Genomic DNA, 14,181 nt, shown 5'->3' on the forward strand with positions numbered 1-14,181 from the left:
AAAAAGTGCCTTACTATAGCAAATGCTATTCAGGCAGGCATCCGACTTTAAGCATGAGTTTGTGAATGTGTTTTACACAAACTGACAATTCGGATACCGCCGGTTAATTATTTCGCAACAGCGATAAATGACTGAAGTTGAGCTTCATTCTGCAGACGCTGCTGCAGGGACGCGGCCTGCGATTTGCTGGCAAACGGTCCCATCTGAATGCGCCAGACCGCGCCGTTCTGTTCAACGCGTCCCGGTACGCCAAACTGCTGGCTCAGACGCTGTTGATACTGTTTGGCCCGGGCCTGATCGCTCACTGCGCCTACCTGAACCATATAGCTGCCGCTGGCCGCTGTTGGAGCCGCCACCGCCGCACTTTGCATGGCCGCTGGCGCCGTTACGGGAGCCGGCTGGGTCGCTGGTGCCGCAACGGGAGCAGGGGCTGGAGTCGGCTCACTGCCTTCCAGCACGCCTGAGGCTAAGGTCGTCGGTGCGCCAAGAAAACCGCTACTCTTTACCGGCGCGCCGGTAGAATCCTCGCTTTGCAGGGTGTCATTGCTGATCGGGCGTATTTCTCCCCCCGGCTGAGCAGGCTCTGCAGGAGAAGAGACGCTTCCCATCCCGCCGTCAAGATTTGGGCGGTCAGGAAGGGCATAGGTCTGTTTTGCCACCGTCGTACAGGCGGTTCCTGGCCCAGAGAGCGAACCATCCTGCGCGACGATAATCGGGTCAATACGGACCTTGGTGTTGTTTGAGGTGTTCAGGCGATCGGCAGACGCGCGCGACAGGGAAATCACACGGTCATTCCCGTACGGGCCGCGGTCGTTGATACGCACGACGATCATGCGGCCATTCGCCAGGTTGGTGATACGGGCGTAGCTCGGGATCGGCAGCGTCGGATGTGCTGCCGTCAGTTGCATTGGGTCGAACGCTTCCCCGGAAGCCGTCAGGTTACTGCCTGGCTCGGCATCATAAATGGCGGCAAAGCCCGCCTGACTGAAACGGGAAGGATCCTGAACAATTTTATAGCTTTTGCCGTCGCGCTCGTAATCCTGATTGGCACTGGCATTCAGCGGTTCATAAACGGGATCGGCACCGCTGATTTCAACGATCGGGCCATTACACACCGCAGGCTGCGGCGGCGCGACGGTTGCCTGTTGCTGACCATCATCACTTGTGCAGGCCGCAAGTAAACTTGCCGCGATGCAGATCCCCAGCCACTGCTTACGCATTCCGATCCCCTTATTTTTATACGCTTTTTGACAACATTTTTCTGTGGGTATGGATCGACATCACGATACCAAACCCGGCCATCAACACGATCAGTGCCGAGCCTCCGTAACTCACCAGCGGCAGCGGTACGCCTACCACCGGCAGAATACCACTCACCATACCAATATTTACGAAGACATAAACGAATAAAATCAGCATCAACCCGCCGGCCATGACGCGACCAAAGGTGGTTTGCGCGCGCGCTGCAATCCACAATCCCCGCATGATCAGCAGGACGTACAGCGCCAGCAATATTAAGATGCCAACCAGCCCCAGCTCTTCCGCCAGTACGGCAAAGATAAAGTCGGTGTGGCGTTCCGGTAAAAACTCCAGCTGCGACTGCGTGCCGTGCAGCCAGCCTTTACCGCGCAGGCCGCCGGAGCCAATTGCAATCTTGGACTGAATAATATGATAGCCCGCGCCCAGCGGATCGGTTTCCGGATCGAGCAGCATCATGACGCGCTGGCGCTGGTAATCATGCATCAGGAAGAACCAGAGGATAGGAATGAACGCCGCAATCAGCACCACCGCGATACCAATCAGGCGCCAGCTCAGTCCCGACAGGAAAAGGACAAACAGGCCGGAAAGGGCGATAAGAATTGAGGTGCCAAGGTCAGGCTGCGCCGCAACCAGCAGCGTCGGCAGGAAAATAAGCACCAGTGCGATGGCGGTATTTTTCAGAGACGGTGGACAGACGTCGCGGTTGATAAAGCGTGCCACCATCAATGGAACGGCGATTTTGGCAATTTCCGAGGGCTGGAAGCGGACAACGCCCAGATCCAGCCAGCGCTGCGCGCCTTTTGAAATGGCGCCAAACGCATCTACCGCAACCAGCAAAATAATACAGAAGATGTAGAGATAGGGGGCCCAGCCTTCGTATACGCGCGGCGGGATTTGCGCCATCACTACCATAATGATCAGACCCATGGCGATCTGGCCGATTTTGCGCTCCATCATGCCGATGTCCTGGCCGCTGGCGCTCCAGATAACCAGGGCGCTGTAAACCAGCAGAGCCAGCAGGATCAGCAGCATGGCTGGGTCGATGTGGATTTTGTCCCACAGCGATTTTTTATTTGGATTATCCGTCATGATTATTGGTCCTCCGCCGCAGCGGCGGCCGGGTTTTCAGCCGGCAGTTCGGTGTTGTTATCACCCAGCATAATGTGGTCAAGGATCTGGCGCATGATGGTTCCTACTGCTGGTCCGGCACCGCCGTTCTCCAGAATCATCGCCACCGCGACCTGCGGGTTATCATAAGGGGCAAACGCCGTCATCAGCTTATGGTCACGCAGACGTTCAGCAATGCGGTGCGCGTTATAGGTTTCGTTGGCTTTCAGACCAAACACCTGCGCAGTACCCGATTTTGCGGCTACTTTATACGGCGTACCGGCGAAGTACTTATGCGCGGTACCGTTCGGGCGATTTGCCACGCCGTACATACCGTCTTTCGCAATTTCCCAGAAGCCGGAATGAATGTCTCCCACCGGGGCCTCGTGCGGCTGATTCCACGGCACTTTTTTGCCGTCTTCAACCGTGCTCTGCAGCAGATGAGGCACTTTTACCACGCCGTCATTGATGAGGATCATCATGGCTTTGTTCATCTGAATCGGCGTCGCTGTCCAGTAACCCTGGCCGATACCCACCGGAATGGTGTCACCCTGATACCACGGTTTTTTAAAGCGCTTCAGCTTCCATTCACGCGTTGGCATGTTGCCAGAACGTTCTTCTGAAAGGTCAACGCCGGTGTAATGCCCGTAGCCGAATTTGCTCATCCACTCAGACAGGCGGTCGATACCCATGTCATACGCCACCTGATAGAAGAAGGTATCCGCGGATTCCTCCAGCGATTTGGTGACATTCAGATGACCGTGGCCCCATTTTTTCCAGTCACGATAGCGCTTATCTGAACCCGGCAGCTGCCACCAGCCCGGATCAAACAGGCTGGTATTACGGTTGATGACGCCGGCACTCAGCGCAGAGACCGCCACGTACGGTTTAACCGTGGATGCCGGCGGATAAACCCCTTGCGTCGCGCGGTTCACCAGCGGCGTGTTCGGGTCATTCAGCAGACCGGAATAGTCTTTACTGGAAATACCGTCCACGAAGAGGTTCGGGTCATAGCTAGGCATGGAGACCATCGCCAGGATGCCGCCGGTACGAGGATCGGTGACCACAACGGCTGCACGGCTGCCCGCCAGCAGGGTTTCGATGTACTGCTGAAGTTTAAGATCGAGCGTCAGGTAGACGTCATGCCCCGCCTGAGGCGGCACTTCTTTCAGCTGGCGGATCACGCGGCCGCGGTTGTTAACTTCAACCTCTTCATAGCCGGTTTGCCCGTGCAGAACGTCTTCGTAGTAACGTTCGATCCCCAGCTTACCGATATCGTGCGTAGCAGCGTAGTTGGCCAGCTTGCCGTCTTTATCAAGGCGGTCGACGTCTTTGTCGTTAATCTTGGAAACGTAGCCAATCACATGCGTCAGCGCGGAGCCGTAGGGATAGTAGCGACGCTTATATCCCTTCACTTCCACGCCGGGGAAACGGTACTGATTCACCGCAAAGCGGGCCACCTGGACTTCCGTCAGATTGGTTTTAACCGGAATCGAGGTGAAGCGGTGAGAGCGGGCGCGCTCTTTTTTGAAGGCCGCAATATCGTCATCGTTAAGGTCGACAACGCTTTTCAGCGCTTCCAGCGTATCCTGAACATTATCGACTTTTTCCGGCATCATCTCGATTTGATAGATGGTGCGGTTCAACGCCAGCGGAGTGCCGTTACGATCGTAAATAATGCCGCGGCTGGGTGCGATAGGCACCAGCTTAATGCGGTTTTCGTTTGAACGCGTCTGGTAGTCGGTAAAGCGGACAATTTGCAGATTATAGAGGTTGGCGATCAGCACGCCGGTAAGCAGCAAAATCCCGGTAAAGGCGACCAGCGCCCGGCGCACAAACAGCGCGGACTCAGCCGTATAGTCGCGAAAAGAATTCTGTAGTTTCATCCGCTGCTTAATCTACCCTGGTCAGTCATTACTCGCGGTGATAGGGGTGGTTGGTAGTAATGCTCCACGCGCGATACAGGCTTTCTGCCACCAGTACCCGAACGAGCGGGTGGGGAAGCGTCAGCGCGGAGAGAGACCAACTTTGTTCAGCCGCCGCTTTGCAGGCAGGGGATAACCCTTCTGGTCCGCCAATCAACAGACTGACGTCACGACCATCCTGCTTCCAGCGCTCCAGTTCTTGCGCCAGATGCGGCGTATCCCAGGGTTTACCTGGAATATCGAGGGTGACGATGCGGTTTTTGCCTGCGGCAGCCAGCATCAGTTCGCCCTCTTTATCGAGAATACGTTTGATATCAGCGTTCTTGCCGCGCTTACCGGCGGGAATTTCCACCAGCTCGAACGGCATGTCTTTTGGAAAACGACGCAGATATTCAGTAAAACCGGTTTGTACCCAGTCCGGCATTTTGGTGCCGACGGCGACCAGCTGTAACTTCACGCATTAACCCCAGAGTTTTTCCAGCTCATACAGGCGACGGCTCTCGTCCTGCATGACGTGGACAATCACATCGCCGAGGTCGACTACCACCCAGTCAGCCGTCGCTTCACCTTCAACGCCCAGCGGTAACAGCCCTGCTGCACGCGATTCCTGAACCACGTGATCGGCAATTGAAACAACATGACGCGTCGATGTACCGGTGCAGATGATCATGCAGTCGGTAATACTGGATTTACCCTTAACGTCGATAGCGATGATGTCCTGACCTTTCAGGTCATCAATTTTGTCAATAACAAAATCCTGGAGTGCTTTACCCTGCAAGTTTTCCCCCTGGGGTGAATGAGATTGTAAAACTTTGAATTCGTAGCCAGACAGTATACCTGAACTCACGCCTGCGTCGGGACAAATGTCTCCGGCCGGGCTTTTGAAGGCGGGTATCATCCCACCCTCCGCCTGAGATTGCATTGCCATTTTTGTAAAACAATTTCTGTAAAGCAATGATCGGCGGGAAAGTCTGGCAGCGGAGAATAACAGTATGGCTTACCCTGTCAAGGCAGGATAAACAATAAGCCGCTTTTTATGCTCTCCGGCTATTCATCTGCGCTTTTCTGATACAAACCGTGCGCATGGATATAGGCCAGCACCGGGGTCGGCAGCAGATCGTCACACGCTAAACCCTGCTGTAAACGCTCGCGAATGAGGGTCGCAGAGATATCGAACCACGGCGTTTCCGCCAGATAGATCTTTCCGGCAGGCTGGTTGTGAAGATCTTCGACATTATCGGTGAGGTGATCTTCCAGCCACTGCTGGTACTGCTCTTCGCGCATGGTCAGCGGATAGCCAGGACGGCGGCAGACGAGCAGGTGGCTGTTCTGCAGAATGGTTTCATACTGATGCCACGTGGGGAAGTTCAGCAGGGAATCCTGGCCGATGATAAAAGCCAGCGGCTGGTCTGGTCCTTGTTCGGCGCGCCACTCCTGAAGCGTCTGCGAGGTCCAGGAGGGCGTGTCGCGACGCAGCTCACGCTCGTCAAGTCGGAACAGCGGTTTATCTGCGATGGCAAGGGCAAGCATCTCTTTTCGCTGCTCGCTGGTCGCCTCGGGCTGGGGACGATGGGGCGGGACATTGTTGGGCATGATGGTGACGCGCTGAAGCCCGATCAGATTCGCCAGAATTTCAACCGGCTTCAGGTGCCCGTAATGGACCGGGTCGAAGGTGCCGCCATATAAGGCCTGTAAAGAATGCATGCTATCCATCAATAAAAATGTCTGCCAGCGCCTTGTGGCAGAGCAGCAGAGAAAGGCTTTCCAGCTCCGCCCAGACCGACTGGCCATAATCTTGTTTTAACGTGAGCTCAGCGCGCATCAGAAGCTGCACAGCCTGACGAAGCTGTTCAAGACTCAGGCGGTTGACGGCCTCGGTGATCAAAGCCCGGCGATTTTGCCACACGCGGTGTTTATCAAAGAGCGAACGCAGCGGCGTATGGGCAGACTGACGCTTGAGCGTAATCAGCAGCAGCAATTCGCGCTGTAGCGTACGCAGCAGAATAACCGGTTCGCTCCCTTCGAGACGCAGCTGTTGCAGAATATGCAGGGCGCGTTTGCTCTTCGCCGACAGCAGCGCGTCCACCCAGTGGAACGGCGTGAAGTGCGCCGCGTCGTTAACGGCCTGCTCGACGCGCGGTAAGGTCAGCTTGCCATCCGGCCAGAGCAGGGAGAGTCTGTCCAGCGCCTGCGCCAGGGCCAGCAGGTTACCTTCATAGCAGTAGCAGAGCAGTTGGTTCGCCGCATCATCCAGCTGAAGGTTGTTCTGCTTCGCTCTCGCTGCCACCCATTTTGGCAGATGCGCCTGTTCAGGCGTCTGACAGGTGACCTGCACCGCGTGGGCTGCGAGTTGGGTGAACCACGCCGCATTTTCCTGCGCTTTGGTGAGCTTGTTGCCGCGCACTATCAGCAGCAGATCGCTGTGAAGCAGGCTGACCAGCGTGGCCAGCTGTTCATTGATGGCCGCGTTAGGACCGTTCTCCGGCAGCAGGATCTGAATAGTCTGGCGTGACGCAAAAAGGCTCATCGCCTGACAGAGTGAGAAGAGGGCATTCCAGTCGGTGTTGTTATCCAACTGGACGGTGTGGTGTTCATCGAAGCCCTGAGAGGTGGCCTCATGCCGCACGGCATCCAGGCTTTCCTGAAGTAATAACGGATCGTTTCCAAGAAGCAGATACGCCGCGCGCAGCCCTTCTTTGAGCTGCGCGCGGAGTTGTTCAGGATACAGCCTGATCATCATTTACCCAGAGAGTTAGCAGCAGGAAGCGTGCCAGCAACCGGTTTTTCAACAATGTCAGAGCCTTGTCGGGTAGACGCTGCAATACCTGGCAGTTTACGGATCAGCTGTTCCGCCGCCTTGTCGTACATTTCGTTGATGATAATCTGCTGTTCGGCATCTTTTGCCAGCGCCGTCTGCGGGTTATCGAAGAACGAACGGTACACTTTCGCGCTGATCGGGTAGATGTCTTTACCCGGGATCAGGACCGCTGCGTTGACCGTCAGCACCATCTGATATTCAGCTGTACGACCGTCCTGGAAGATAGAGGCCGTATCTCTCGACAGACCTCCTCCGATGATACGCAGAGACGGTACATCCTGGCGCAGCGTTTGTTTCTCAACAAGCTCAACGCCATTCAGACGCAGCTGATTACGAACTGCCCGGCTGAGTGGACCATTCGGATCTGATGAGTCGAAAATCATCGTTTTCATCTCAGCAGGCACCGCCGTGGTATTGCGCAGGTGCCAGCCACAGCCAGCGGTGACAAGCACCGCCAGTGATAAGAGTATTGTTGCCAGTTGTCGCACGTTTCCTCCCGCGCTTAGCCAACGACCAGATTGAGCAGTTTACCCGGTACGTAGATCACTTTACGTACGGCAACGCCCTCAAGATATTTTGCGACCAGAGGTTCCTGGCCCGCGCGCTCGCGAACCTGTTCTTCGGTTGCATCGACCGCCACGGTAATTTTACCGCGGACTTTGCCGTTTACCTGGACCACAACCAGCGTCGTGTTTTCCACCATCGCGGCTTCGTCAGCCTGCGGCCACGGCGCGTTGTCGATATCGCCTTCGCCTTTCAGCTCCTGCCACAGGGTAAAGCTGACGTGCGGAGTGAACGGGTTCAGCATGCGAACAACGGCCAGCAGCGCTTCACGCATGAGGGCACGATCCTGCTCACCGTCCTGCGGGGCTTTCGCCAGCTTGTTCATCAGTTCCATAATAGCCGCAATTGCGGTATTGAAGGTCTGACGACGACCAATATCATCGGTCACTTTTGCAATCGTTTTATGAACATCGCGACGCAGCGCCTGCTGATCTTCAGTCAGTGCGGCGGCGTTCAGCGCCGGGGCATCGCCCAGTGCAGTGTGTTCGTAAACCAGTTTCCAGACGCGTTTCAGGAAGCGGTTTGCTCCTTCCACGCCAGACTCCTGCCATTCCAGGGTCATGTCGGCCGGAGAGGCAAACATCATGAACAGACGCACGGTGTCCGCACCGTAACGCTCAACCATCACCTGCGGGTCGATACCGTTGTTTTTCGACTTGGACATCTTGCTCATGCCGGTATAGACCAGTTCATGACCTTCGGCGTCTTTCGCCTTAACGATACGGCCCTTCTCGTCGCGCTCGACGATCGCGTCAACCGGAGAAACCCAGTTACGCTCGCCGTTGGCACCGACGTAATAGAACGCATCCGCCAGTACCATGCCCTGACACAGCAGCTGTTTTGCTGGTTCGTCAGAGTTCACCATGCCTGCATCGCGCATCAATTTGTGGAAGAAGCGGAAGTAGAGCAGGTGCATGATGGCGTGTTCGATGCCGCCGATGTAGATGTCTACCGGCAGCCAGTAGTTCGCTGCTTTGGAATCCAGCATGCCGTCCTGATACTGCGGGCAGGTGTAGCGGGCATAGTACCAGGATGACTCCATAAAGGTGTCAAAAGTGTCGGTTTCACGCAGCGCAGGCTGACCGTTGACGGTGGTTTTTGCCCACTCAGGATCGGCTTTGATCGGGCTGGTGATACCGTCCATGACCACGTCTTCCGGCAGGATCACCGGGAGCTGATCTTCCGGCGTTGGCATCACGGTGCCATCTTCCAGCGTCACCATTGGAATTGGCGCACCCCAGTAACGCTGACGGGACACGCCCCAGTCGCGCAGACGGAAGTTAACTTTACGCTCGCCCACGCCCAGAGAGGCCAGCTTATCGGCGATGGCGTTGAAGCCCTCTTCGAAGCTCAGACCGCTGAATTCACCGGAGTTAAACAGGGTGCCTTTTTCAGTCAGCGCTTGTTCGGACAGATCGGGTTCTGAACCGTCAGCCGCCAGAATAACAGGCTTGATGGTCAGGCCATATTTCGTTGCAAATTCGTAGTCGCGCTGGTCGTGACCCGGAACAGCCATCACGGCGCCTGTGCCGTACTCCATCAGAACGAAGTTGGCGGCCCAGACAGGGATTGCTTCGCCAGTCAGTGGGTGAATGGCTTTAAAGCCGGTATCAACCCCTTTTTTCTCCATCGTCGCCATGTCGGCTTCGGCCACTTTGGTGTTGCGGCACTCGTCGATGAAGGTCGCCAGCTCCGGGTTGTTCTCTGCCGCTTTCTGCGCCAGCGGGTGACCTGCGGCCACGGCCAGGTAGGTCGCGCCCATGAAGGTGTCCGGACGGGTGGTGTAGACGGTCAGGGTCTGGTCGTAGTTCTCAACGTTGAAGGTAATCTCCACGCCTTCAGAACGGCCGATCCAGTTGCGCTGCATGGTCTTAACGGTATCTGGCCAGTGATCCAGGTTATCCAGATCGTTCAGCAGCTCATCAGCGTAAGCGGTGATTTTGATAAACCACTGTGGGATCTCTTTACGCTCAACTTTGGTGTCACAGCGCCAGCAGCAGCCGTCGATAACCTGTTCGTTCGCGAGAACGGTCTGGTCATTCGGACACCAGTTAACGGCAGAGGTCTTCTTATACACCAAGCCTTTTTTATACAGCTCGGTGAAGAACTTCTGCTCCCAGCGATAGTATTCCGGGGTACAGGTTGCCAGCTCGCGGCTCCAGTCATAGCCAAAGCCCAGCATCTTGAGCTGGTTTTTCATGTACGCGATGTTGTCGTACGTCCACGGTGCCGGCGCGGTATTGTTTTTGACCGCCGCGCCTTCCGCAGGCAGACCAAACGCATCCCAGCCGATAGGCTGCAGAACGTTTTTACCCAGCATGCGCTGGTAGCGTGCAATCACATCGCCGATGGTGTAGTTACGCACATGGCCCATGTGTAGTCGACCAGAAGGATAGGGAAGCATCGACAGGCAGTAATACTTCTCTTTGCTCTCGTCTTCGGTTACTTCAAAGGTGCGCTTCTCGTCCCAGTGTTGCTGGACTTTTGATTCTATCTCTTCCGGGCGGTATTGCTCTTGCATGGCAGCCAGTGGTCCTGTTTTCAATACAGCTACAAATGTAGCCAATGGATGTGGTAATTCAGATCCGCATAGCATAGCCCAAACGCCCGCGTCAAAACAGCCTTTCGCACAAATGCGCTTTGCAGGAATTTACCGGGTCTGTGCTTCACCTGACAAAGCGGCGCTGAAATAAGGTCTATTATTAGAAATAGTTACTTACCCGGGAGGCAAAATGATGAACAAGGTTGCTCAATTTTACCGCGAACTGGTGGCGACACTGACGGAACGGCTGCGTAACGGCGAGCGAGATATCGACGCGCTGGTGGAGCAAGCGCGTGCCCGCGTGACGCAAACGGGTGAGTTAACGCGAACCGAAGTGGAAGAGGTGACGCGCGCCGTGCGTCGCGATCTGGAAGAGTTCGCGCGCAGCTACCAGGAGAGTCAGGAGGAGGTCACGGACAGCGTTTTTATGCGGGTGATTAAAGAGAGCCTGTGGCAAGAGCTGGCCGACATCACGGACAAAACGCAGCTGGAGTGGCGCGAGGTCTTTCAGGATTTGAACCATCACGGTGTGTATCACAGTGGTGAGGTGGTCGGCTTGGGAAATCTGGTGTGCGAGAATTGCCACCACCATATTGCGGTATATACGCCGGATGTCCTGCCGCTGTGTCCGAAATGCGGCCACGATCAGTTCCAGCGTCGTCCGTTTGAGCCCTAAATAAAAGCGCAGGTTTGCTCCCTCTCCCCTTGGGAGAGGGCCGGGGTGAGGGCATCAGGCCGCACTATAGTAAGCAAGTCTCTCCGCCAGTAAATCCACAAACGCCTCCCGGTCGATGTCCACCATCACCGTGGTATTCGGCTTATTCCCCGTCAGCGAGTAGTAATCCACAACAGTCATTCCCTGGGTGTATTTTCCCTGCGTCTCAACACCAACCCATCTGTCCACCGTGGTGAACATCTCCGGCTTCAGTAGCCAGGCAATGGTGCACGGGTCGTGCAGCGGCGCGCCGTGGAAGCCCCACTTCTCGGCTTTGTGATACTCCATAAAGAAGTCGAGCAGTTCGGCCACGGTTGTCGCAACCGGGTTGCCCACCGAGCGGAAGCGCTCAATATCGTCCGCCATAATCTGCGCGCGGTGGGTAACGTCCAGTCCCGCCATTACAATCGGTAAGCCGGACTGGAAGACAATTTCCGCCGCTTCCGGGTCGACAAAGATGTTGAACTCCGCCGCAGGCGTCCAGTTCCCCAGCCCCATGGCCCCGCCCATAATCACAATACGGGCAATTTTATTATGCAGCTCAGGATGACTGTTCAGCAGCAGCGCAACGTTGGTTTGCGGTCCGGTTGCCACCAGCGTTACCGGTTCTGCACTCTCACGTAGAACCTTCGCCATCAGCTCCACGGCGGTACAGTTTTGCGGCGTGAAACCCGGCTCCGGCAGTGCCGGACCATCCAGCCCGCTTTCACCATGAACGTTGTCGGCAATAATTAGCTCGCGCATCAGCGGCTTCACGGCCCCGCCGGCGACAGGAATGTCGGTGCGTTTGAGCAGCGTGAGCATACGCAGCACGTTGCGCAGGGTTTTGTCAGGCGTCTGATTTCCGGCGGATGAGGTGACGGCTTTTACCTCGAGTTCAGGGGAGGCAAGAGCGAGGACGAGCGCGATCGCGTCGTCATGACCCGGATCGCAATCGAGAATAATAGGCTGTGCCATAGCGTTCTCCACAAGTAGCGTTATTTTGTGACAAGGTTAACGCTGCAATGTGACGCCGACGAGAGGAACTGAGTGAAAGCGTGAAGCAGTGCGCAATCCGCAGATTGCGCACCGGGAAGGTTAGTGCAGGATTTTCGCAAGGAAATCTTTCGCACGCTCGGATTTCGGGTTAGCGAAGAACTCTTCTTTCGGTGAGTCTTCGACAATTTTCCCTTCGTCCATAAAGATTACGCGGTTGGCCACTTTACGGGCAAAGCCCATTTCATGGGTCACCACCATCATGGTCATCCCTTCGTGCGCCAGTTCGACCATTACGTCCAGCACTTCATTGATCATCTCTGGATCGAGCGCCGACGTTGGCTCATCAAACAGCATCGCCACCGGATCCATGCACAGCGCGCGGGCGATCGCCACGCGCTGCTGTTGGCCGCCAGAAAGCTGTGCCGGGAACTTATCGGCATGCGCCGAAAGCCCAACGCGTTCCAGGAGTTTCAGGCCTTTCTCGCGCGACGCTTTTTTATCACGCTTAAGCACTTTTACCTGCGCCAGCGTCAGGTTCTCAATAATGGAGAGGTGAGGGAACAGCTCAAAATGCTGGAACACCATGCCAACGTGAGAGCGAAGCTGAGCGAGGTTGGTTTTCTTGTCGTTGACCTTTGTGCCGTTGACGACGATCTCACCCTGCTGCACCGGCTCCAGTCCGTTGACGGTTTTGATCAGCGTCGATTTACCGGAACCTGACGGCCCGCACACTACCACCACGTCGCCTTTTTTCACTTCGGTGGAGCAGTCGGTCAGCACCTGAAAGTGCCCATACCATTTAGAAACATTTTTCAGGGAAATCATTATACCGTCCTTTTCTTCAGCCAGCTGACCAACAGCGACGCGCTTAAACTAATCACAAAATAGACCGCACCCGCAAAGAGCACCATCTCGACCTGCGTACCATCACGTTCACCGATGGTTGACGCGGTACGGAAGAAGTCTGCCAGACTCAGAACGTAGACCAGAGAGGTATCCTGGAACAGCACGATGCCCTGGGTCAGCAGGAGCGGAACCATGGCGCGAAACGCCTGCGGCAGAATAATGAGCTGCATGGACTGCCAGTGCGTCATCCCCAGTGCCAGCGCGGCGCTGGATTGCCCGCGGGAGATACTCTGAATGCCCGCTCGGATAATCTCCGAGTAGTAAGCGGCCTCGAACATTGAGAACGCCACCATGGCGGAGATCAGACGGATATCGGTTTTCGGCGACAGCCCCAGCACGTTCTGCAGGAAGCCGGGCACAATCAGGTAAAACCACAGCAGCACCATCACCAGCGGGATGGAGCGGAACACGTTAACGTAGGCGGTCGCAAACCAGGCGAGCGGCTTAAAGCTCGACAGGCGCATGACGGCCAGCAGGGTGCCCCAGACGATACCGACGATGATGGCAATGACGGTGATTTTTAAGGTAATCACCAGGCCATCAAGCAGGTAAGGCATGGATGGAACGATAGAACTCCAGTCAAATTCGTACATTATTTGCCCCCCAGATTACCCGGCAGGCGGATTTTGCGTTCAACCAGGTTCATCACCAGCATGATGAAAGCGTTAATCAGAACATACGCGAGCGTGATCGCGGTGAAGGATTCCCACGCGTGAGCGGAGTAATCCAGCAGCTTGCCCGCCTGCGCGGCCATGTCGACCAGGCCGATAGTCGAGGCGATGGCCGAGTTTTTCACCAGGTTCATCATCTCGGAGGTCATCGGTGGAACGATAACGCGGTAGGCGTTAGGCAGCAGCACGTAGCGGTAAGTTTGGGGCAGCGTCAGGCCCATCGCCAGACCCGCGTTTTTTTGTCCGCGCGGCAATGACTGAATGGCGGCACGCACCTGCTCGCAAACGCGCGCAGCGGTAAACAGCCCCAGACACATCATGGAGGAGACAAAGAACTGCACGTTCGGATCCAGCTCCGACTTGAACCACATGCCAATATTTTCTGGCAGCAGTTCCGGGATAACCAGATACCAGGTAAAGAATTGCACGATCAGCGGAACGTTACGGAACAGTTCCACATACAGGGTGCCAAGCGTTGAAAGAAAACGGTTAGGGACGGTGCGCAGAATACCGAACAGAGAACCGACAAGAAACGCGATAATCCACGCCGTTATCGATAATGCCACGGTAACCTGAAAGCCGCTCCACAGCCAGCCAAGATAGGTGGTGTTGCCGAAAGGGGCTTGTTGCAGGAATATGCCCCAGTTCCAGTCTATTGACATAATAAACTCCAGAAAAAAAAGGGTAGCAGCGCT

14 protein-coding genes are annotated in these 14,181 nt (G+C 55.8%); 1 reads left to right on the forward strand and 13 read right to left on the reverse strand.

Annotated elements, in window-relative coordinates:
- Window positions 1-107: 107 nt before the first annotated feature.
- The 9 genes from rlpA to leuS form a co-directional block, all read right to left on the reverse strand.
- Complete coding sequence (rlpA, locus tag F0320_RS05575; RefSeq protein WP_126329006.1) at window positions 108-1,220, reverse strand: endolytic peptidoglycan transglycosylase RlpA; 1,113 nt, start codon at window positions 1,218-1,220, stop codon at window positions 108-110.
- Window positions 1,221-1,236: 16 nt separating this feature from the next.
- Window positions 1,237-2,349 (reverse strand): peptidoglycan glycosyltransferase MrdB, encoded by a 1,113-nt coding sequence (mrdB, locus tag F0320_RS05580; protein ID WP_023310746.1) that lies wholly within the window; start codon window positions 2,347-2,349, stop codon window positions 1,237-1,239.
- Between the two features lie 2 nt (window positions 2,350-2,351).
- On the reverse strand, window positions 2,352-4,253 hold the full coding sequence (mrdA, locus tag F0320_RS05585) for a peptidoglycan DD-transpeptidase MrdA (RefSeq protein ID WP_023310747.1): 1,902 nt from the start codon (window positions 4,251-4,253) through the stop codon (window positions 2,352-2,354).
- 28 nt (window positions 4,254-4,281) lie between these two features.
- Window positions 4,282-4,749 (reverse strand): 23S rRNA (pseudouridine(1915)-N(3))-methyltransferase RlmH, encoded by a 468-nt coding sequence (gene rlmH, locus F0320_RS05590; protein ID WP_126329005.1) that lies wholly within the window; start codon window positions 4,747-4,749, stop codon window positions 4,282-4,284.
- Window positions 4,750-4,752: 3 nt separating this feature from the next.
- On the reverse strand, window positions 4,753-5,070 hold the full coding sequence (gene rsfS, locus F0320_RS05595) for a ribosome silencing factor (RefSeq protein WP_023334893.1): 318 nt from the start codon (window positions 5,068-5,070) through the stop codon (window positions 4,753-4,755).
- Between the two features lie 269 nt (window positions 5,071-5,339).
- Window positions 5,340-6,005, reverse strand: a complete 666-nt coding sequence (gene nadD, locus F0320_RS05600) for a nicotinate-nucleotide adenylyltransferase (protein ID WP_148103333.1) — start codon at window positions 6,003-6,005, stop codon at window positions 5,340-5,342.
- Entirely contained in the window at window positions 5,998-7,029 is a 1,032-nt protein-coding gene (holA, locus tag F0320_RS05605; RefSeq protein WP_126329159.1) for a DNA polymerase III subunit delta, read from the reverse strand. Before holA ends, nadD begins: the two co-directional genes overlap by 8 nt.
- Window positions 7,029-7,598 (reverse strand): LPS assembly lipoprotein LptE, encoded by a 570-nt coding sequence (gene lptE, locus F0320_RS05610; protein ID WP_126329003.1) that lies wholly within the window; start codon window positions 7,596-7,598, stop codon window positions 7,029-7,031. Before lptE ends, holA begins: the two co-directional genes overlap by 1 nt.
- A 14-nt stretch (window positions 7,599-7,612) precedes the next feature.
- The gene (gene leuS, locus F0320_RS05615) at window positions 7,613-10,195 is read right to left on the reverse strand and encodes a leucine--tRNA ligase (protein WP_148103332.1); all 2,583 of its coding nucleotides are present in this window, start codon (window positions 10,193-10,195) and stop codon (window positions 7,613-7,615) included.
- A gap of 214 nt (window positions 10,196-10,409) precedes the next feature.
- On the opposite strand from leuS, the gene F0320_RS05620 reads away from it, so the two are divergent.
- A complete protein-coding gene (locus F0320_RS05620) occupies window positions 10,410-10,892 on the forward strand; it encodes a zinc ribbon-containing protein (RefSeq protein ID WP_032661386.1) in 483 nt (160 codons plus the stop codon).
- 54 nt (window positions 10,893-10,946) lie between these two features.
- Here the strand turns inward: F0320_RS05620 and rihA are convergent, their stop codons facing one another.
- From rihA to F0320_RS05640, 4 genes are all read right to left on the reverse strand, one after another.
- A complete protein-coding gene (gene rihA, locus F0320_RS05625; protein ID WP_047650579.1) occupies window positions 10,947-11,888 on the reverse strand; it encodes a pyrimidine-specific ribonucleoside hydrolase RihA in 942 nt (313 codons plus the stop codon).
- Between the two features lie 120 nt (window positions 11,889-12,008).
- Window positions 12,009-12,734 (reverse strand): amino acid ABC transporter ATP-binding protein, encoded by a 726-nt coding sequence (locus tag F0320_RS05630; RefSeq protein ID WP_014883001.1) that lies wholly within the window; start codon window positions 12,732-12,734, stop codon window positions 12,009-12,011.
- The gene (gltK, locus tag F0320_RS05635) at window positions 12,734-13,408 is read right to left on the reverse strand and encodes a glutamate/aspartate ABC transporter permease GltK (protein ID WP_032638859.1); all 675 of its coding nucleotides are present in this window, start codon (window positions 13,406-13,408) and stop codon (window positions 12,734-12,736) included. Before gltK ends, F0320_RS05630 begins: the two co-directional genes overlap by 1 nt.
- Entirely contained in the window at window positions 13,408-14,148 is a 741-nt protein-coding gene (locus tag F0320_RS05640) for an amino acid ABC transporter permease (protein ID WP_023310756.1), read from the reverse strand. Before F0320_RS05640 ends, gltK begins: the two co-directional genes overlap by 1 nt.
- Window positions 14,149-14,181 lie beyond the last annotated feature (33 nt).

It is taken from the genome of Enterobacter dykesii, from assembly GCF_008364625.2.
GTDB classification, from domain to species: domain Bacteria; phylum Pseudomonadota; class Gammaproteobacteria; order Enterobacterales; family Enterobacteriaceae; genus Enterobacter; species Enterobacter dykesii.